This is a genomic window from Bacillus sp. AFS018417, from assembly GCF_002560985.1.
GTDB classification, from domain to species: domain Bacteria; phylum Bacillota; class Bacilli; order Bacillales; family Bacillaceae_G; genus Bacillus_A; species Bacillus_A rhizoplanae.
Genome location: NZ_NTTM01000057.1, coordinates 22,481 through 41,392 on the forward strand (window position 1 = coordinate 22,481; position 18,912 = coordinate 41,392).

Consider the following 18,912-nt stretch of genomic DNA (forward strand, 5'->3'; position numbering starts at 1 on the left):
GGGGCGCGCATAAACACGCTTCAAACAAGCGTTCAACGGATGCACAGCACCTCTATCTCATAGGTTATTGTATTTGCATAGGTAAGGTACCCCGTTTATGAAATAATGACTTTTTGCATCTTCTGATAAAAAAGGTACAAAGTCTTCTCATTTACAGTAGCGAAATAACATTGAAACTCCGCCGAACTTCCTCTTTTTTTACCTAGTGAAACACTATGATCCTATACAATTCACAATATTACAAAATTCTGTACTATTTTACTATTTTTATATTTTTTTGTCTATCATTTATCGTATTTGCTTTTTAAGAATACCAATATTCTTGTAACGCTTTTTTTAAAGCCTTATATTGATGTGCATTTGTATCTGAAAATATTTCTATCATTATTTACATTCGAATTTCCTTTTCTTCACATCATAACTCATGGTGAATTTCTTTTTTACTTAGAATCACACCATCTTCATCAACATAGACATAATCTCCTGGAATCCAAGAAACCCCTCCAAAGGACACAGGAATATTTGTTTCTCCATTCCCTTCTTTCACGCTTCGCTTTGGCATCGTTGTAATCGCTAAAATACCAAGCTCGATTTTACTAAGCTCTACACAATCACGAACACAGCCATATATAATAATACCTGCTAAATTTCGTTCCTTTGCAATGTTTGCTAAATTATCACCAAGTAACGCACAATTTGTTGAGCCTTCTCCGTCCACAACTAATACTGTACCCTCAGGTAACGTTTCTAGCGCTTGCTTCACAAGTACATTATCATCTTTTACTTTCACCGTTGCAATTTTTCCGTGAAACTGCTTTTTCTTTCCGTATGATTGAAACAGAGGCTTACATACTTGTACTTCAGTTTCATATGCATCATAAAGATCAGTTGTTCTCCACATCTTTTTCCCTCTTTCCTTTTCAAAATATATGTTACATATTCTTGTCCTTTCTCATTTTCCCTGTCTTATTTTGCAAAATTTTGTATACTAAAAATAAGAACCAAAAAAGGAAGTGTGGAAAATGAGTAGTAAAACAAACGCTTGTCGTTTATTAGATAAGCATAAAACTCCGTATACAATACATGAATATGAGTGGGACGAAGAGAATTTAGATGCAAAACATGTTGCTGAGCAAGTTGATTTACAATTAGAACAAGTCTTCAAAACTCTTGTCCTTCGCGGAGATAAAACTGGGGTAATTATGGCTTGTATACCTTCACATAAAGAGCTCACTTTAAAAGCATTAGCGTCTGCAAGTAAAAATAAAAAAGTAGAGATGGTTCCAATGAAGGAAATACTAGGATTAACAGGATACATACGTGGCGGTGTTTCACCGCTTGGCGTGAAAAAAAATTATCCGCTCTTTATTGACGAATCTGCTGCAAATTTAAATCCAATCAGTATTAGCGCTGGAAAAAGAGGATTACAAATCTTTATTGATGGTGCAGACTTTATTAAAATAAGTAATGGAACACTTACATCGATTACTTCATGAAAAATCTGTCTCATACATGAGACGGATTTTTTACCCTCACTACATTTTTTAATAAAGTGAAACTTCCATAAGTGAGAAGCTTACTACCCGTCAACAGCGAAACGGAAATTGCTTGATAATTCAAATTAATTTTGGTATGATATAAAAAAATTTAAGGAGAGATTGCTTATGTTAAAACGTAATACTTCTTTCCAACTTCATCATCATATATAACGCCTTGTATCCGAAGAATTTTTTCTTCGTGGGTACAGGGCTATTCCTGTTACCCACGAAGCGACTATAAAGCTATGTGGGTATTTTTATACCTACATAGCTTTTTTTATTTCAAAAAGGAGTGATAAACATGAACTTACAAAACATAAAAGGAACAAAAGACTATTTACCAGAAGAACAAGTACTGCGTAATACAATTAAACGAACTTGTGAAGAAACATTTGAAGCTTACGGCTGTAAGCCATTAGAAACACCTATTTTGAATATGTACGATTTAATGGCTTATAAATATGGAGGAGGTGCTGAAATTTTAAAGGAAATGTATACCCTTCGTGATCAAGGCAATCGTGAACTTGCACTGCGTTATGATTTAACAATTCCTTTCGCAAAAGTTGTAGCTATGAATCCAGAAATCCGTCTTCCATTTAAACGTTATGAAATCGGGAAGGTATTTCGTAATGGTCCAATTAAACAAGGCAGATTTCGAGAATTTGTACAGTGCGATGTAGATATTGTTGGAGTTGAATCCATTATAGCGGAAGCTGAATTAATGGTAATGGCACTCGATATATTTAACAAATTAAACCTAGATGTAACTATTCAATATAACAACCGTAAGCTATTAACAGGAATATTACAAGCTATTCAAATCCCTCAATCACAAATACAAGATGTTATTTTATCTGTAGATAAACTTGAGAAAATCGGCATTGAAGGTGTAAGAAATGATTTAATAAATCGAGGATTACAAGACGAAACAATTGATATATTATGTAAGACGTTGGAAACATGTATGTCTATGCAGCTCTCTGAATTTGATAAAACATTCTCTGATCCACTTGTAAAGGAAGGCGTTACTGAGCTTCAAGAACTTGAGCAATACTTAATTGCACTTGGAATTGAATCTAATACAGTATTTTCTCCTTTTCTCGCAAGAGGTCTTACAATGTATACAGGAACAATTTATGAAATCTTTTTAACAGATGGTAGTATTACCTCTAGTATTGGTAGCGGTGGTCGCTATGATGATATTATCAGTGCCTTTCGAAGCGATAATAAATCTTATCCAACAGTTGGAATTTCATTTGGTTTAGACGTCATTTATACTGCGCTTATACAAAAAGAACGTGCCTCCTCTTCTGTCGATATCTTTGTCATTCCACTCGAAACGCAGGCAAAATGTTTAAAAATTGCACACACATTGCGAACAAATGAAAATTTAAAAGTAGAACTTGAACTAACAAATCGTAAATTAAAACGTGCCCTTAACTATGCAAACAAAGAAAACATTCCGCATGTACTTATTGTCGGTGAAGAAGAAATAAATAACAATGTAGCGGTTTTACGAAATATGAAGGAAGGAACTGAACAAAATATACCTCTTGCTTGTATTGAAAATGGTACGTTAAAACAATATTTATATCGTTAATCGCACCAATCTCTCACATACCATATTTTTTATAAAAAGGTTGTGTTATGTATTTGTTGCAACTAATCATAAAAGGAGAAACGTACACATCTGCTACGTTTCTCCTTTTATTACATAGGCTATATATAAGATAAGATTTAATTTCATCTTCATTTTTTATTAAAGCTTATTCAAAAATTGATTTAAATCTTGCTTTGTTTTCGTAGTTAACGTTTTTAACTTTTTTAAATCCTGCTTTTGTTTTTCCATTTCAACAATTAGTGGGTATAAATTTTGTTCGATTGTTTTATAATCGGATGGATGTTTTGTTTCAACTTCCTTCTCAACTACATCCCATTTATCAGCAATCTGCTTTCCTAGTTTATTTACAGTTTCTTGTTTCGGATTTGCTTTCAATTGCTTGTCCACTTCTTCTATTAACTGTACAACTTCTGTTACTCCACTTTTCATACTAGCATTTTGCTTTGCATTTGTTGATTTTGTTTCTTTTGTTCCGTTTTTCTCATTTTTCGTTTGTTCTGTATTCGTTGATGTCGCTTCAGTTTTCCCATCTGCACTTGTTGTTTTTGAGTCCTTCTCCTCATTTTTACTCGTATTTGTTTGGTCTGCACTTGTTGTTTTCGCTTCTTCTTGAGCGTTTGTTTGTTCCTTTTTACTTTGATTTGCTTGATCTTTTTCTGTTGAGGTACCGCAAGCTGTAATGGAGAGCATCGCTCCAATCGCCAATGAAGCAATCGATATTTTTTTCAAATTCATAATAAGCCTCCTAAAATTACAATTTCACCTCCCAAATAGTTTTCTATATCCTGACAAAAATTCCTTTTATTATTTATTACAAACACAAATTTCTCAATAAAGTGAAACTTCCATCAGTGGGGGTTTTTTCATCCCCAACTGATGGTTAGTTGAACCAATCGGGCTTTTACGGACAGTTAGCCCCCACCTATCTTCTTCGCTTTTTTCTTCATCTTGAGGTGGGGGTCTTACTGTCCGTTAATGCGGGATAAAATCCTCCTGTCGAATGAATAACCTGCCCCGTTACCCATGCTGCTTCTTCACTTACTAAAAAAGCAATCAACTGAGCTGCATCCTTCGGCTCCCCAACTCTTCCTGTTGGAAACCTTGTTGCAAGATATTGTTTCATTTCTTCATTCATCCACCCTGTATTGGTTGGTCCTGGATTAACTGCATTTACTGTAATCCCCTTTTTCGCAGCAGCAGGTGCAACTGAAGCTGTAAATGTTTCGATAGCCCCCTTTGTTACGGCATATGCAAGTTCATCTGGCATCGGCGCTAATGATTGCCCCGACGTAAGGTTAATAATTCTTCCTCCTTTTTCTTTTGTAAAGTGCTTCATAAATAGTGTACTTAACAAAATCGGCGCTCTTATATTTACTGTATAATGCGAATCTAACTTTTCCACATCGATTGAATCATAATTTGTATTTATAGAATACGCAGCATTATTTACTAAAATTGTCGGCTCTCCAAAATGTTCTGATACCATATATAACAAACGGTTCGGTGCATAAGACTGCGCCAAATTAATCTCAGCCATATCACAACGTACGCCAAAACTTTCAACTTCTTCTTTTAATAAAAACGGTTCATCTCTTTCCATCCCCCAAGGCATTGTTTTATCATAGCGAGGCCAATAAGTAAAAAAGATATCTGTCCCTTTCTGAGCTAATTCTTTGCAAACCGCTGCTCCAATACCATTTAACCGAGTTGCACCTGTGACAATTGCAATTTTCCTCATAGCGACTTCTTCCCCTCATATAATAAATCCTCTGTATAGTAACAGAGGATTTACAATTTATTTAATATTTGCTAGGATACGTTCAGCACCCAGTTGTAAACTACGAGATACAATAACATTTACAATAGTAAAAACAACTAGGATACTTAAAAACATACCCCACATTCCAATTCCTAATAAGAAAAATAACGCACATACTCCACCAACAGTAATACCAACTAATAATACATTAACAAGCCAATTCCAAAGCGTAGTATAACGACCTTTAAACATTTTTTGTTCAGAATCCCAATGAATATCAGCTGTTTGTGCATCCCAGCGTGTGCCAATTAAATTGTTTAACCATAACCCATTTGCACAAAGCAAGAACCAAAGTAAGATAAATACTGGCGACACACCACCTACAATGATAAGCACAAGACCAAAGATAGCTAAAATAGTGGTATTAATGAGCCAAGCTGTAAATACTTTCGCAAAGAAAATGCCGTCTGCCTTGACTGGTACATAGCGATTGATAAACCAAGTGCGACCTTCTCTTGAAAAAGATGTTGTCGCAATAACGTTTGATCCCATTAAAAACATACCTGCACAAAAAGCAAGACCAAGCGCAAGACTTGCTGTTTCACTATCTTTTGCAAATTTATTTAACCAAGCTAAGTTGCCGTCTTGCACAAAAATAATAAAGAAAAACATAATTGGCATAACAAATGTTTGCACAATACAGTTAATAAAGAATTGTGGCGTGCGAAACAAAATACGAAACTCTTTTTTCACATATGCTTTCCAATGTGAATTTTGTATAGTAGCTTTATTAAAATTCTCAGAAGAAATTACTTCTTTTTTCGCAGTACTATTCGAAAGTCCAATAACTCCTTTTAAATATGTACGCTCCGCAACATAGAAAAACAGTACATAAAACGCAAATGAAATGGCAGCGAAAAGAAGTAAATATAAAATTCCTTTCCACGAAACACTTTCTATTAACGCCATTGCCCCAAAATATGTTGTCGGAAAATAGTTTGTCATTTCTACTAGAAACGAAGATTGATTATTTGCAAAATAGTCTGCTGCCATTTGTCCGGAAGCAGCACTTCTATTTTTCCATTGAATAAATACATTAATGCCTACAATCATCAACAAAGTAAATAAACCCATTAACATATTACTTCGATCTTTATTTTTTGCGATATTTGTATAACGCATAATTACTGTCATGAGAAGCGAAGCGAGAACTAACGGAATGATCGGGAAAAATATGTAAACAATTAGAGCGTATACATAATATGTAATAAAAGCACTACTTTGCAACCCATATACAATAAAGATTGGAAATAAAACAAAAGAAGCCATCACATATTGTGTAATTAAAACCGTAATAAACTTTGCAGTAATAATATGGGCTGGCTGAAGTGGTAATGGTAATAACATTTCAACGTCATCATTATAATAAAATACTGTTAAAATTGTCGTAATACTAACCACAAACACCCATATACTTCCAATCGATAACCCCATGCCAATAAGTAAATTTTCCTGACCAACTTGTTTTAATCCCCCATACATTCCATATGCAAGCGGACCTATAAACAAAAATCCAACACACATAAGGCCCAAAAATGAAAACAAATATACAGCACGTTTCTTCTTATCGGTTAACATGTCGGCATAATTCATTTTTAATAATATTTTTGTTAACATCCAAATCTTATTCATTTTCTGTCATCTCCAAGAACATTTTTTCAAGAGATTCATTAGATTCAAAATGCTCTCGCATTTCTGCTAAATTCCCTCGAAATTGAAGTGTTCCTTTATTAATAATCGCAACTTGATCACATAACTTTTCAGCCACTTCTAGCACGTGCGTCGAAAAAAATACCGTTTTCCCTTTATCGGCATGTTCACGCATCATTTGTTTTAATATAAATGCTGACTTGGGATCTAATCCTGTCATCGGTTCGTCTAATACCCATACGTCTGGATCATGCAAAAGAACTCCGATAATAATAATTTTTTGACGCATTCCATGTGAATAACTTTGAATTTGATCGGACAATGCTTCGTATAAACTAAAACGTTCTGCTAGTGTTCGAATCTTTTCTTGACGCACATCTTTCGGAACATCGTACATATCCGCCATAAAATTTAAATATTCAATCCCTTTTAAGCGTAAAAACATATCGGGACTGTCAGGAACATACCCAAATAACTTTTTCGCTTCAAGCGGCTCTTTTGTAATGTCTTTTCCATTTACAGAAATCGTCCCGCTATCAAGAGAGTGAACACCCGTTATCATCTTAATTGTCGTTGATTTCCCCGCACCGTTTGGGCCTAAAAAACCAAATATCTCTCCACTCGGCACTGTTAAATCCAAATTTTTTACCGCAAATTTACTACCATTATAGCTCTTTGATACATTAACAATTTCAATCATCATTATCCATTCCTTCCCTGGTTTTCCAATAATCACTACCTAATTATAGCATAATACTTTTTTTAGATTTTTATAACTTTTTAGATTTATTAATTATTAATATCCTAGACTTTTCATTTTCAACTTACATACTTTTTCCCGCATTAAAGGGCAGTAACCCCCCACTGATGGAAGTTTCACTTGATTAAAAATGATAAAAAACGAAGAGGATTATCTCTAAAAAATTCCCATCAACACAAAAAAAGAGAGTGCTTATATGTTGCACTCTCTTATTCTTTATTTTTTCTACTACACCCTATTTTTTATCCATAAAAATATATATACGAAGCTACTCCAACTACTAAAATGACCCCTAAACAAAGATAAATGATAGAAAGTCTCGTTATATTTCCTTTTGTCGAAGTTCCATAATCTTCTTGCTCAGTTTTCCCAACCATTACCGTTCCAATAACCGTTAATCCTACTATTATTAATATTACTAATATCCATAGTAGCATGTCCCTATCCCCTCCCTTAGTTACAGATTTTATACTATTTATAGTGTTAACAACGTGGATATATTTGTAAATGTTTTGACAATTCTTGAAATAACTACAAATACTATTAGCATCTTTTTTTCATAACAATCGGTTTTGTTTGTATCCATTGCACAATCAATCTCGGAAAAATGTGAGTGCGCAAAATTTCTTCGTCCTCATTTCCAGAAAGCCTATACCTATCTTCTTCAACTTCCTAAAATCCTGAGATGAGAGTCTTATAACATAAAGCATACTCTGTCTACAAGTGAAGAAAAAAAAGAGAGCGATTCTAAAAATCGATTTCATCGCTCTTTAGACCCTCTCTCCCTTAAATTTTCTCTTTCTTCTAACTTGTCTTTCGTAAATCCAATCCCTTGTTCAGCATATCGCTCCACAGAACCATAAATAATGTTAATTTCATTAACGACTGCTTGTAAATACTCCACTCTTATCTCGAACATTGCACCTAAAGAGTAAAGATTGCTTGTACTTTTCCAAAGGACGTGCACGGCGTTCCTCGAAATACATAGGTAATTTGTTCATCTCCAAAATCTTGATATACAACTGTACCTCTTTGTGGATGTGTATAGTATTCACAGTTTCCAATCTTTAGCGGGGAACTATAGTTTCTGATCCATGAGGATACAGGGCGATAACTATAATTTGTATGACGACATGCCCATAGCGCATATAACTGCTCTTTTGTATCCCAGTATATATACTGTGTTTCACGATTACCAAAACCAACAGACTCTAGCTTCCAGGAACTCGGAACTAGAAGCGGTAATGATACAAATTCTTTTTCTTCTGGAGAACACCATATAGAACAACGATTAATTTCGCCTACACTATCTTCTATATGAGCCTGAAAGCTTAGACGGTGAAATGGTAATTTCATTTGTCGTTTTGCTGCCTCTAATTCAAATGGCTGTAATCCATACAAAAATTCCTCCATCTGATGTTGTTCTATAACTCCATTATCAATAGAAATTTCAATTTGCATTTTCCACTTAGAAGTTACATAACTATCATTTCCTTTATAATTTATACCACGCCAATATGTTAGTGTGTTATATCGAAAACATTCTCCCTGCGCTTGGCACAGGCAACTATCAGGAAAAGTTGGTTCCATAATATCCAGAAAAAACTGTTTCACACGAAACATTCCTGTGGGTGTTATCACCTGAAACCAAAGCGTTTCCCACTTCCCGCTCTCCTGCCGTTGTGATATGTGTTCTATATGCCAGTCTGGAAATAAAAATTCAGGATATAAAGGAATTATTCTTTTAAATGTTTGTTTTAACATACAATTCCTCCCCTAAACTTATTTCTTTAGTACTTCGAAGGGGAGCTCTATTTATCCTTTTCTAATCACCCTTGTATATTTCTCTATCTTCCCTAACTGTATACAGTTGTTGTTAGAAAACACTCGTTTCATGGCATCGTTCATTTCGTCAGTGCTACCTACATAATATGAGGCACCAATTTCTTTTAAAACGTATAATGCTTTTTCATGAAGCTTTGTCCCGTATCGTTTATCACGCATATTCGGGACAATACCAAGATAGAACAATCTCCCTTCTTCTACCGTACCTGGCTCTATATGCGGCAGAATAACACCTACTGGATCTTTTCCTTGAAAGGCGACTAAACAATGTTCGTTCCATCTGTCGCCAATTTCTGTTTGAAAAGCATATAATAATTGATCTATAGATAACGTTTCTTTCGTATTTAAAGAAAACTGCATAGATTCCAGCCAAATTGTTTTAAATATGTCTTCTCCTACTTCATCTATTGTTTTCAGCGTAAACGGAACTTCCACATCTGTAACATCAGATAAATCTTTCAGTACCATAACACAACTTTTTTGATGCTGAAATTGTAAACACTGAAACACCTCTTGATAATGTGTATAATTTGGACTTTTTGATGAAATAACGAAATGTAAATGTAAAACTCCTTTATCCGATGCTTTTTTTATCCAATCTTGTACAACCTCTGTAACTTGTTCCTTTGTAAAGGAAACTGTATTATTTTCTTCAATCGTAATATAGTGCGGTTCTCCTACTAATACTTTAAAATCTCGTTCCATATTAACCAATTGATTCATTCTTTAACCTCTTTCTGTAAAAATTTTAAAAATAACATGTTTTCTATTGCATGAGCAGGAGTTTTTATGAATATGTAGAATATTAGACATTTAATGTTTAAAACGTAAAGATTCCATATAATAAAGAATTTCTTCACCCTTCATCAATGATTAACCTAAACAATTAGGCCCTTATAAAGTGAAACTTCCATCAGTGGGGTTTTTTCATCCCCCACCTATTTTCCTCGTCTCTTTTTGAATCTTGAGGTGGGGGGCTTACTGCCCGTTAATGCGGGATAGACACTAGAGTGTCTTATCGATAAAGCTATAACGAGGGGGAGCATCATTGAATACCATTATGTTGCAGCAATTACTAGAAACCATTCAGAAAAACGGATATTTACTACCTCAAAATATAGATTTAAATCAATTAAGCTTACATATGCTAGAGCATATCGGAACATTAGACGGCTACTTCCGTGATCAACTGATTTACTCTACCTTTTCTCACCTTATTTCACGTGATTATTTTCCTGAGGCTCAGTTAGAAAAGTTACTTATGCTAACTTTAGAAGAACAATATTTATATTGTGGCATCACTTCTGATAACACGAATAGTGTGTTTACACGTTCTTTTACAACATTATTAATTGCGTTGATATTATGTGCAGATAATAAAACAAACTTTTTAACACAAGAAACTATTCTTACTGTAAAAGAAAAATTAGTAGACTATATGAACCAGGAAATTGATTTGCGAGGGTATGTACAACCTTATGGGTGGGCACATAGCATCGCTCATGCGTCAGATGCTTTCGATGCCCTTATTCATAATCCAAAATTACCGCCACAATATTACGAAGAACTAACCCATTGCCTTTTAAATAAAATATTCGTTTATTCCATTGTATATCATTTTGATGAGGATGAGCGCATTATTACCCCTCTTCTTTCTATGATATCCCTCGGTTTCTCGCAAAAGCAGCTATTCGATACGATTCGCATCAAACTAAACTTGCTGCCAATATATAAAGCGAGACTTCCAATCAATGAATATTGTAATCTATGCTCAAATATAAAAAATTTCTTGCGTAGTTTATATTTTAGATCAGTACATAATATTCAACTAACTTATACAGCCTCGCAAGCAGAGGTGATGTTAAAAGAACTACCAACATTTTATTAATATACGGAGGAAAACAATGGATATCGAAACAATACAAAATGCAATTGAAGCACACCATTGGGATTATCCTGCTCAGCTAATTCCAAATGAAGTTGAGTTTATTCATACAACGGATCTCATTATGATTAAAAATAAAAATATCCCTAGCATTCAAACCAATAAAGTTGTTCGTTTTGCATCACAGCAGCCATTAGAAACGGCATTGCGCTTTTTTCAAAATATACCATTCTCTTGGTGGGTTCCTTCGCAGCAAAAAGAATTAATTACAGCAATAATAAATCATAAATTTGCATGTATTGATGAATACGTTGGGGTCGCTTTACAATTATCAAGCTTTCATATTCCAGATTTACCAAATACATACTCATTCATTGATGTAAAAACAGATGAGGACATCGCAAAGCTTGTTGATGTAAGCATTACGATTTGGGACTATCCTCCCTCCGCAAGAGACAATCTTTTTCAGCAGCGAAAATCGTATATTGAAGCTAGCGGCGAAAGTAGTGGTTATATCATTTGCTGTGACGGGAATGTCGCTGTCGGCTATGCAAACTATAGATACAGTCATGATGGATCTGTAGTTTATTTAAATGGTTCCGGCGTATTACCTACTTATCGCAAGCAAGGGATTTATAAGCATTTAGTTTATAAACGGTTACAAGATGCAAAGGAAAAAGGCGCTATTTTAGCAACATGTCAGGCAAGAAAAGGTCATTCTGCTCCCATTTTAGAAAAGTTAGGATTTACTCCATACGAAACATACTTACAATTTGCACGTATGTAATATGAACAAAGGAAAAGGTGTATATATGGGATATGTCGAAGAAATGCGCAGTTTAGTTGGAAATCGTCCGCTCATTTTAATAGGTTCACATGTGATTATATTAAACGAAAATAATGAAGTACTACTTCAACTTCGCAGTGATTACAATTGTTGGGGCATAATTGGCGGTGCACTTGAATGCGGTGAAACGCTAGAAGAAGCCGCTAAACGAGAAGTCTATGAAGAAACAGGTTTAATCGTTAAACATTTAGAACTATTTCAAAATTTTTCTGGGAAAGAATTCTTCAATGTTTACCCAAATGGAGATCAAGTATACGGTGTTCTCGCTACATATATTTGTCATGATTTTGAAGGAACGTTACGTATCGATCACGAGGAATCAAAAGATTTGCGATTCTTCCCTATTCATAATCTTCCTACCAATTTGGGATCATTACATAAAGTAATTTTAGACGCCTTTTTAAAAAATGTTATAGACTGAACATCGCTGGTCTAATTGAATTTTTCTAATCATTTTCATGAGATTTAGATAATACCTGATTTCCAAAAAATCAAATATAGAAACTGGAGGTTATCACTCATGTCTCAAGTAAGCCTGAAAAAAATAATTTCTGAAAACTGGCGAGAGGCTCTTGGGCTTTCTGTAAATAGTGAGCAACAAGAATTTGTTGCTGCAGTTACACCTCCTGTTGCTATTGCTCTTGCTAAGGCATACATTAGACCAGACGATAGAATTATCGAACCTTATGGGATCTACAATCAGCAGAAAATAGTAGGTTTCTTTAATCTACACTATACACCTGATAGCAAAGAAGACTTTTGGCTTTTTCATTTTTTCATCGATAAAAGATTTCAAAGAAAGGGATTAGGGTCCTCTGCGCTAGAAGTGTTGATAAAGCATATAAAAGATACGCATCCTTCTTGTCATTGCATTCGTTTAACTGTACACCCTAAAAATGATGCAGGTAAGAAATTCTACACAGAATTTGGATTTACCGATGATCAAATTCTTACATACGGTGAGCTGACATATTCCTTGTCCATTTAGAAAATTATCAATCCGGCACGACAACTACCGATAACATTGATTATGTGAATGAAGGTTCTTCAGATCTTCTGAAGGGACTTTTAAAGGTTTTGCGATACATTGATTTTATGTTAACAAAAGGTGCTTTCATGTACAGAAAACACCTTTTCAGTCTACAACTATTTTTTAATAAGACAAAAGGAACTAAATCTTTTCCTTTTCACATTAACACCCAATCCGTTTTTTTATTTTCACTAAATTCTTCTTAGCAATTTCTCTTGCACGTTCTGCTCCTTTTTTGATTGCTTCCTGAAGCAACTGTGGTTCATTCATGTACATTTCATATTTCTTTCTTGGCTCCTCTAACTCGCGATTAATGACTCGAAGTAGCTCTTTTTTTACTTCACCCCAGCCGATGCCCGTCGCATATTGTTCTTTCATTAATGTAACTTCCTCTGCTGTAGCAAACTCTTTATACAACATAAATAATGTTTCAAGTTCCTTCGGTTCACTTGGTAAAGATGAATCCGTTTTAATCTTGAAAATAAGCTTTTTCAACTTTTCTGGCTCTTCAAATAGCGGAATAACATTTCCATAACTTTTACTCATTTTCCGTCCGTCAAGACCTGGTACAATTGCTCCTTCTTCTTGAATAATATACTCCGGCAATACAAAAATTTCACCGAATGCGTTATTAAAATACGAGGCAATATCTCTCGCAATTTCTACATGCTGAATTTGATCTTTTCCGACTGGAACATAGTTTGATTGAAATAATAAAATATCGGCAGCCATTAAAATAGGGTACGTATATAATCCCATGTTTACACCAGTATCTTCATCTACCCCTGCTTCTATATTTTGATCAACCTTTGCCTTATAAGCATGCGCTCGGTTCATTAAACCTTTTGGAGTAAGACAAGCCAAAATCCAGTACAATTCTAAAATTTCCGGTACATCTGATTGGCGATAAAAAATTACATGTTCATCTAAACCTAAAGATAACCATGTCGCTGCTACTTCCTTCGTATATTCACGAAATTTCATTGGATCTTGCACTGCATTTAATGCATGATAATCAGCAATAAAATATAAAGCCTCTCCTTCTCTTTGTTTAGAAAGCTGCAAGGCTGGTTTAATTGCTCCAATATAGTTCCCGAGATGCGGATGTCCAGTTGGTTTAATACCTGTTAACATAACATTTTTATTCACAACTACTCCTCCTTTATCACGCAAAAAAGTCCCTCAATCCTAAAAAGGACGAGGGACTCCCGCGGTACCACCTTTATTAGCTATAATTACATAGCTCTCTTTACGATTCGAATAACGTCGAAACAACCGTCATAACCTACTCAGTTCAGCTTGCAGCTCCAGAGCCCATTCCATATTTTTCCCTCACTGATTCCCACCAACCATCAGCTCTCTGTAAAGGTCAAAACATGTACTCTTCTCTATCATCGCTTTTTCTTATAAATTTCCCTTATTATACCATGATTATTTTTCATACAAAAGAGAACTTTCTGTCTTATTATGCAGGAATTTCCCTTTTTTTGTCTAATTAGATAAAGGTTTACGGAAAGGATTTATACAACTACGGAGGATTTATTATGGTAAAATACATTTCAATTCTTGGATCAACTGGCTCGATTGGGACATCAGCACTAGATGTAGTCGCTGCTCACCCAGAACACTTTCAAATTATCGGTCTAAGCGCAAATAAAAATATTAATATGTTAGAACAACAAATACAAACATTTCAGCCGCTCATTGTAAGTGTGAGTACGAAAGAATTAGCACATACACTGCGCTCACGAATTTCTACTAGAACAAAAGTTGTATATGGAGAAGAAGGATTGATTGAAGTTGCTACGCACCCCGATAGTAATCTTGTCTTAACTTCTGTCGTTGGCGTAGCAGGGCTTCTTCCAACAATTGAAGCTTTAAAAGCAAAAAAAGATATTGCAATTGCTAATAAGGAAACATTAGTAGCGGCTGGACATATTGTTACGGAATTAGCAAAAGAAAATCATTGTCGCCTTATTCCCGTAGATAGTGAACATTCAGCTATTTTTCAATGTTTAAATGGCGAAAATAATAAAGAGATTGAAAAATTAATTGTAACTGCTTCTGGCGGTGCATTCAGAGATAAAACACGCGAAGAAATGGCACTGCTCAAAGCGAAAGATGCACTAAAACATCCAAATTGGCTAATGGGAGCAAAATTAACAATTGACTCTGCAACATTACTAAATAAAGGCTTTGAAGTAATAGAAGCACGCTGGTTATTTGACATTCCTTATGAAAAAATCGATGTTATGATTCATAAAGAAAGCATTATTCACTCTCTTGTAGAATTTGTAGATGGTTCTATTATCGCTCAGCTCGGGGCACCTGATATGCGTATGCCTATTCAATATGCATTCCACTATCCATCACGTTTACCATCTTCCTTCAAAAAGTTAAATTTATTAGAAGTTGGCAGCTTGCATTTTGAAAAACCTGATTCAGAGAACTTTCCTTGCCTCCACTACGCTTACGAGGCTGGGAAAGTTGGTGGTACAAAACCAGCTGTACTAAATGCTGCGAATGAAATTGCAAATGCTTTATATTTACAAGACAAGATTTCATTTTTTGACATTGAAAAAACAATTTATTCTGCATTAGAATCTCACCATAATATTGCTAATCCTTCATTAGAAGAGATATTAGAAGCTGATCACTGGGCACGTCAATATGCCAATGAATTGCTTGTAAAAAATTAGAACTAGTTATACGAAAGAGTGAGAATCCTATATTCTCACTCTTTTCATAAAGGGGGCCTCCACTTGATACGAAAATTATCTCCTTCTTCTATTGAAGAAGCTGCGGAAATTTTAGAAGTTCAAATTTCCGCATATAAAATTGAAGCACAGTATATTCAAAACAATTCAATTCCTCGATTGTATGACACTATTTTGGATATTCAAAATTGTAATGAAATCTTTTATGGATACTTTATTGATGATACTTTAGCTGGGTTTATTTCATTTCTATATGAGGATGATGTTGTTGATATTCATCGCCTCGTTGTTTCACCTACATATTTTCATAGAGGAATTGCAACGGAACTATTGCAACATCTATTTCAACTACATGAAGAAACAACACCTTATATTGTACAAACTGGTAAAAAAAATACACCTGCTATTGCTTTATATAAGAAACATAATTTTATAGAAACGAAAGAAATTACATTACCAGATGGACTCGTTCTTGTACAGTTGAAAAAATCATAGCATACTGTTCAACTTAGAAAGCAAGAGAATAGCCGAAACTTTGCAGCACTGCAAGCTTCGGCTATTTGATATAACTTGAATTTGCTTTTCTCTTCGCACGATGCCTCTTCACTTTTGCAATTGTCCCGCAAGCTCTTCCCCCTTCTCCTTCAGCGTACATGCCGCACCAACGTTTACTACCGTTACGAGATTGATCGTAAAACACCCACTGACAATCCGGACAAGCTTTCAATCTTCCCCACTGTTTATTTACAATAGCAGAGGCAATAATCCGTAACAAAAATGTATATAAATTTTCCTCACCAATTGCTTGATATGTAATCACATCTTCTCCATCCACAGTCATTACTTGTAATGGATATTTCTCGAACAACGGCTTTAAAGACTTCTGCTGTTCAACCGCCTCTCGAATAGTGCCGCGGAAACTTTTTACTTCCTCCACCGAACCAAAAGGTAACTCTTCATTCCATTGTTCATTCATAAACAAATATACATTTTCTTCTATTTCAAAAAAATCAACCGGTTTTCTTGTTTCATTTGGGATTCTCCATGTATTTAAAAACGCTCTTATACTTTCTAACATCTCTGGTGCAGTTTGGTTGCTACTCAAAATCACCACCAACTTTCCATAGTTTACTTTTTTTCTTATTTTCAGTATAATCATAACATAAAAATGTTAACCATTAAAATAAATAGAAGGTTAACAAAAAGAGGTGGACATTTTGAAATCTTTTTCATTACCTATTCGTTTTGTATTATTTTCTACTTTTTTTATGACGCTTGGTCATTTTGCAGTAATGGCTTTTCTAGCTATCTATTTATCTAATTCTTTACATTTTTCCGCTATGCAAGTTGGCACAATTTTAACAGCGCTTACAATTACCTCTCGAATATTTCCGTTATTTACAGGAATACTTGCAGATCGGGTTGGTTATATCATCATGATGATAACCGGAACCATTTTACGAGGTATTGGCTTTCTTTCTCTAGGGATATTTTCTGGATTTTATACTATTATGCTTGCAACAATATTCATTGGATTTGGAACTGCTTTCTATGAACCATCTGCACGTGCTATTTTTGGTTCTCAACCTGCTCATATAAGAAAGGATACATTTACATACTTAAATCTCTTCCTTAATGGAGGAGCAATCATCGGGCCAATTGCAGGTAGTGTATTGCTTCATTGGGATCCACTATATCCATTCTTATTTACAGGATCACTCATGTTCGTTCTAGCATTCCTTTTCTTTCTTCTTAGATCTCACTTTCATGTTACTGTACACGAAACACAACTGTTAACGGGAATAAAAGTGGCTGTGCAAAACAAGCTCTTTTTATCTTTTTCACTCATCATGGTGTTTTTTTATACGATGTTTACACAACTTACGGTTGCATTACCACTTCATATGAATAATATAAGCCGCGACCAAGACTTAGTAGGACTCGTCATTACAATAAACGCCATTACAGGTTTTTTATTTATGATTGCATTTAAATATCTCTTCAAAAAATATCATGCACTTTCTCTTGTAAAGTATGGTGTATTACTAATGGGACTTTCTTTCCTTCTCATTCCAATCTCTTTTCATCCATATTGGCTATTGGTGTGTGTCATTTTATTTACTATCGGAGAAACACTCGTACTACCTAATACGGATATTGCTGTGGCAAACTTTAGTAACGAACAATACACAGCAACCTATTTTGGTTTCTTTCAACTATCGCTTGCCCTAGGATTTACTATTGGAAACTATACAGGGACTTTCTTTACGAAATATTGGAAAGATATGAGTTTTCCTTGGATTATTTTTGGTCTGTTAGGCGTGGTTGGATTTTCACTCCTTCATTTTTTGAAACCAAATGTTAAAAGGAATGAAGATCCATTGAATATAAAACAGAGTATGTAATGTTCTTACATACTCTGTTTTCATCTTCACACGTTTTAAATTAATCTACTATCAATCCAAAAATAACCTTTTTTTCATATTTTTGTTATAATATAAAAATAGAATACTTACTCTAAATGAATAATGGAGGAGCTATTCACAACTGCTGACGTTCTCAACTTTAGGATACTATTCTATAACCCTCTTAATTTTACGAACGATTTTGAAAGGAATGAAACATATTATGACAAAAGAAACAAACAAATCTCGTATTATTTTCATGACTTTAGTTTCCGCATTGCTCTTCTGCTCTTTATTGGTTACAGCTTCACTTTCCCCACTCGCTAATTCCGGACCTAGTGCTAATAAATTGGGCACGATGGGTATGTGGACAGCGATAGGCATGGCTCTTGCCACCTATCTCCTCCCTTTAATTCTATATATAGTAGGATTGAATGTAATGAAATTCGTTATGGCAGTCTTTTGTGGATTAGGACTGCTTATAAACTCCGCAATACTCATAGTCGCTTTAACGATGGGTGGATTTCCTATTTTACTAGGACTTTGCATAGCTACATTAATCGTTAATGTTATGTGGTATTTCGTAGCTTTTCGTTCGTCATCAAAGCTTAATCACCAAAAACGTTTTATCTAATATGACGAGTTAATTAAATTAAAACCTGTTTTAAGGAGCTAGAAAATGAATGGTGAATAACCCCTCCTTATCTACCTTCCGGTCTGATTGAAGAAGGGGCTTCCTGTTTCATTGACTGTTGCATAGCAGGGTGTCCCACTGCGTCTTACACAGTCTCCACA

20 protein-coding genes, 1 pseudogene and 1 other annotated feature are annotated in these 18,912 nt (G+C 34.7%); of the genes and pseudogenes, 10 read left to right on the forward strand and 11 right to left on the reverse strand.

Annotated features, from left to right (window positions below; translation table 11 throughout):
• Positions 1-415 precede the first annotated feature (415 nt).
• Complete coding sequence (gene rraA / locus CN326_RS20350; RefSeq protein WP_098310795.1) at positions 416-901, reverse strand: ribonuclease E activity regulator RraA; 486 nt, start codon at positions 899-901, stop codon at positions 416-418.
• Between the two features lie 121 nt (positions 902-1,022).
• Here rraA and ybaK point away from each other — a divergent pair, with 121 nt between their 5' ends.
• Together ybaK and CN326_RS20360 are read left to right on the forward strand one after the other, a co-directional pair.
• Positions 1,023-1,496, forward strand: coding sequence for a Cys-tRNA(Pro) deacylase (gene ybaK, locus CN326_RS20355; RefSeq protein WP_098310796.1), 474 nt, complete (start codon positions 1,023-1,025; stop codon positions 1,494-1,496).
• Positions 1,497-1,839: 343 nt separating this feature from the next.
• Positions 1,840-3,138, forward strand: a complete 1,299-nt coding sequence (locus CN326_RS20360) for a histidine--tRNA ligase (protein ID WP_098310797.1) — start codon at positions 1,840-1,842, stop codon at positions 3,136-3,138.
• 159 nt (positions 3,139-3,297) lie between these two features.
• Here the strand turns inward: CN326_RS20360 and CN326_RS20365 are convergent, their stop codons facing one another.
• The 8 genes and pseudogenes from CN326_RS20365 to CN326_RS20395 all read right to left on the reverse strand — a co-directional run bounded on the left by CN326_RS20365 (position 3,298) and on the right by CN326_RS20395 (position 9,956).
• On the reverse strand, positions 3,298-3,894 hold the full coding sequence (locus CN326_RS20365) for a hypothetical protein (protein ID WP_098310798.1): 597 nt from the start codon (positions 3,892-3,894) through the stop codon (positions 3,298-3,300).
• A 208-nt stretch (positions 3,895-4,102) separates the two neighbouring features.
• Entirely contained in the window at positions 4,103-4,897 is a 795-nt protein-coding gene (locus CN326_RS20370; RefSeq protein ID WP_098310799.1) for an SDR family oxidoreductase, read from the reverse strand.
• A 57-nt stretch (positions 4,898-4,954) separates the two neighbouring features.
• A complete protein-coding gene (locus CN326_RS20375) occupies positions 4,955-6,610 on the reverse strand; it encodes a putative ABC transporter permease subunit (protein ID WP_098310800.1) in 1,656 nt (551 codons plus the stop codon).
• Positions 6,603-7,328, reverse strand: a complete 726-nt coding sequence (locus CN326_RS20380) for an ABC transporter ATP-binding protein (protein WP_098310816.1) — start codon at positions 7,326-7,328, stop codon at positions 6,603-6,605. Before CN326_RS20380 ends, CN326_RS20375 begins: the two co-directional genes overlap by 8 nt.
• 302 nt (positions 7,329-7,630) lie before the next feature.
• Positions 7,631-7,825: a hypothetical protein gene (locus CN326_RS20385; protein ID WP_098310801.1), complete on the reverse strand. Its 195-nt coding sequence runs from the start codon at positions 7,823-7,825 to the stop codon at positions 7,631-7,633.
• A 323-nt stretch (positions 7,826-8,148) separates the two neighbouring features.
• Positions 8,149-8,316: pseudogene (locus CN326_RS24370) on the reverse strand (tyrosine-protein phosphatase); the annotation flags it as partial.
• Complete coding sequence (locus tag CN326_RS20390; protein WP_098310802.1) at positions 8,313-9,152, reverse strand: hypothetical protein; 840 nt, start codon at positions 9,150-9,152, stop codon at positions 8,313-8,315. The gene CN326_RS20390 and the pseudogene CN326_RS24370, both read right to left, overlap by 4 nt.
• A gap of 51 nt (positions 9,153-9,203) precedes the next feature.
• On the reverse strand, positions 9,204-9,956 hold the full coding sequence (locus tag CN326_RS20395; protein WP_098310803.1) for a GNAT family N-acetyltransferase: 753 nt from the start codon (positions 9,954-9,956) through the stop codon (positions 9,204-9,206).
• A 337-nt stretch (positions 9,957-10,293) separates the two neighbouring features.
• Here CN326_RS20395 and CN326_RS20400 point away from each other — a divergent pair, with 337 nt between their 5' ends.
• The 4 genes from CN326_RS20400 to CN326_RS20415 all read left to right on the forward strand — a co-directional run bounded on the left by CN326_RS20400 (position 10,294) and on the right by CN326_RS20415 (position 12,953).
• The gene (locus CN326_RS20400) at positions 10,294-11,121 is read left to right on the forward strand and encodes a DUF2785 domain-containing protein (protein ID WP_483295658.1); all 828 of its coding nucleotides are present in this window, start codon (positions 10,294-10,296) and stop codon (positions 11,119-11,121) included.
• 16 nt (positions 11,122-11,137) lie between these two features.
• Complete coding sequence (locus tag CN326_RS20405) at positions 11,138-11,905, forward strand: GNAT family N-acetyltransferase (protein WP_098310805.1); 768 nt, start codon at positions 11,138-11,140, stop codon at positions 11,903-11,905.
• Positions 11,906-11,930: 25 nt separating this feature from the next.
• Positions 11,931-12,386: an NUDIX hydrolase gene (locus CN326_RS20410; protein WP_098310806.1), complete on the forward strand. Its 456-nt coding sequence runs from the start codon at positions 11,931-11,933 to the stop codon at positions 12,384-12,386.
• A gap of 99 nt (positions 12,387-12,485) precedes the next feature.
• Positions 12,486-12,953, forward strand: a complete 468-nt coding sequence (locus tag CN326_RS20415) for a GNAT family N-acetyltransferase (protein ID WP_098310807.1) — start codon at positions 12,486-12,488, stop codon at positions 12,951-12,953.
• A gap of 204 nt (positions 12,954-13,157) precedes the next feature.
• Here CN326_RS20415 and CN326_RS20420 read toward each other — a convergent pair whose 3' ends face one another.
• Positions 13,158-14,129, reverse strand: a complete 972-nt coding sequence (locus CN326_RS20420) for a tryptophan--tRNA ligase (protein WP_483295659.1) — start codon at positions 14,127-14,129, stop codon at positions 13,158-13,160.
• 56 nt (positions 14,130-14,185) lie between these two features.
• Positions 14,186-14,399: a binding site (T-box leader), on the reverse strand.
• Positions 14,400-14,539: 140 nt separating this feature from the next.
• Between CN326_RS20420 and CN326_RS20425 the strand changes: the two genes are divergently transcribed.
• Together CN326_RS20425 and CN326_RS20430 are read left to right on the forward strand one after the other, a co-directional pair.
• Positions 14,540-15,694, forward strand: a complete 1,155-nt coding sequence (locus CN326_RS20425) for a 1-deoxy-D-xylulose-5-phosphate reductoisomerase (protein ID WP_098310809.1) — start codon at positions 14,540-14,542, stop codon at positions 15,692-15,694.
• 63 nt (positions 15,695-15,757) lie between these two features.
• Positions 15,758-16,207 (forward strand): GNAT family N-acetyltransferase, encoded by a 450-nt coding sequence (locus CN326_RS20430; protein WP_098310810.1) that lies wholly within the window; start codon positions 15,758-15,760, stop codon positions 16,205-16,207.
• Positions 16,208-16,268: 61 nt separating this feature from the next.
• On the opposite strand, the gene CN326_RS20435 is transcribed toward CN326_RS20430, so the two are convergent.
• Positions 16,269-16,790, reverse strand: coding sequence for a CGNR zinc finger domain-containing protein (locus tag CN326_RS20435; RefSeq protein WP_255258171.1), 522 nt, complete (start codon positions 16,788-16,790; stop codon positions 16,269-16,271).
• Between the two features lie 139 nt (positions 16,791-16,929).
• Here CN326_RS20435 and CN326_RS20440 point away from each other — a divergent pair, with 139 nt between their 5' ends.
• Positions 16,930-18,117: an MDR family MFS transporter gene (locus tag CN326_RS20440; protein WP_098310812.1), complete on the forward strand. Its 1,188-nt coding sequence runs from the start codon at positions 16,930-16,932 to the stop codon at positions 18,115-18,117.
• 259 nt (positions 18,118-18,376) lie between these two features.
• Complete coding sequence (locus CN326_RS20445) at positions 18,377-18,751, forward strand: DUF5391 family protein (protein ID WP_255258172.1); 375 nt, start codon at positions 18,377-18,379, stop codon at positions 18,749-18,751.
• Positions 18,752-18,912 lie beyond the last annotated feature (161 nt).

What these genes read in the sequence shown, in the direction of transcription:
- rraA (WP_098310795.1), bottom strand. Translation starts at nt 901, where the DNA reads ATGTGGAGAACAACTGATCTTTATGATGCATATGAAACTGAAGTACAA.
- CN326_RS20390 (WP_098310802.1), bottom strand. Translation starts at nt 9,152, where the DNA reads ATGTTAAAACAAACATTTAAAAGAATAATTCCTTTATATCCTGAATTT.
- CN326_RS20370 (WP_098310799.1), bottom strand. Translation starts at nt 4,897, where the DNA reads ATGAGGAAAATTGCAATTGTCACAGGTGCAACTCGGTTAAATGGTATT.
- CN326_RS20395 (WP_098310803.1), bottom strand. Translation starts at nt 9,956, where the DNA reads ATGAATCAATTGGTTAATATGGAACGAGATTTTAAAGTATTAGTAGGA.
- CN326_RS20400 (WP_483295658.1), top strand. Translation starts at nt 10,294, where the DNA reads ATGTTGCAGCAATTACTAGAAACCATTCAGAAAAACGGATATTTACTA.
- CN326_RS20365 (WP_098310798.1), bottom strand. Translation starts at nt 3,894, where the DNA reads ATGAATTTGAAAAAAATATCGATTGCTTCATTGGCGATTGGAGCGATG.
- ybaK (WP_098310796.1), top strand. Translation starts at nt 1,023, where the DNA reads ATGAGTAGTAAAACAAACGCTTGTCGTTTATTAGATAAGCATAAAACT.
- CN326_RS20410 (WP_098310806.1), top strand. Translation starts at nt 11,931, where the DNA reads ATGGGATATGTCGAAGAAATGCGCAGTTTAGTTGGAAATCGTCCGCTC.
- CN326_RS20405 (WP_098310805.1), top strand. Translation starts at nt 11,138, where the DNA reads ATGGATATCGAAACAATACAAAATGCAATTGAAGCACACCATTGGGAT.
- CN326_RS20420 (WP_483295659.1), bottom strand. Translation starts at nt 14,129, where the DNA reads ATGTTAACAGGTATTAAACCAACTGGACATCCGCATCTCGGGAACTAT.
- CN326_RS20360 (WP_098310797.1), top strand. Translation starts at nt 1,840, where the DNA reads ATGAACTTACAAAACATAAAAGGAACAAAAGACTATTTACCAGAAGAA.
- CN326_RS20435 (WP_255258171.1), bottom strand. Translation starts at nt 16,790, where the DNA reads ATGTTAGAAAGTATAAGAGCGTTTTTAAATACATGGAGAATCCCAAAT.
- CN326_RS20380 (WP_098310816.1), bottom strand. Translation starts at nt 7,328, where the DNA reads ATGATTGAAATTGTTAATGTATCAAAGAGCTATAATGGTAGTAAATTT.
- CN326_RS20445 (WP_255258172.1), top strand. Translation starts at nt 18,377, where the DNA reads ATGACTTTAGTTTCCGCATTGCTCTTCTGCTCTTTATTGGTTACAGCT.
- CN326_RS20375 (WP_098310800.1), bottom strand. Translation starts at nt 6,610, where the DNA reads ATGAATAAGATTTGGATGTTAACAAAAATATTATTAAAAATGAATTAT.
- CN326_RS20425 (WP_098310809.1), top strand. Translation starts at nt 14,540, where the DNA reads ATGGTAAAATACATTTCAATTCTTGGATCAACTGGCTCGATTGGGACA.
- CN326_RS20385 (WP_098310801.1), bottom strand. Translation starts at nt 7,825, where the DNA reads ATGCTACTATGGATATTAGTAATATTAATAATAGTAGGATTAACGGTT.
- CN326_RS20415 (WP_098310807.1), top strand. Translation starts at nt 12,486, where the DNA reads ATGTCTCAAGTAAGCCTGAAAAAAATAATTTCTGAAAACTGGCGAGAG.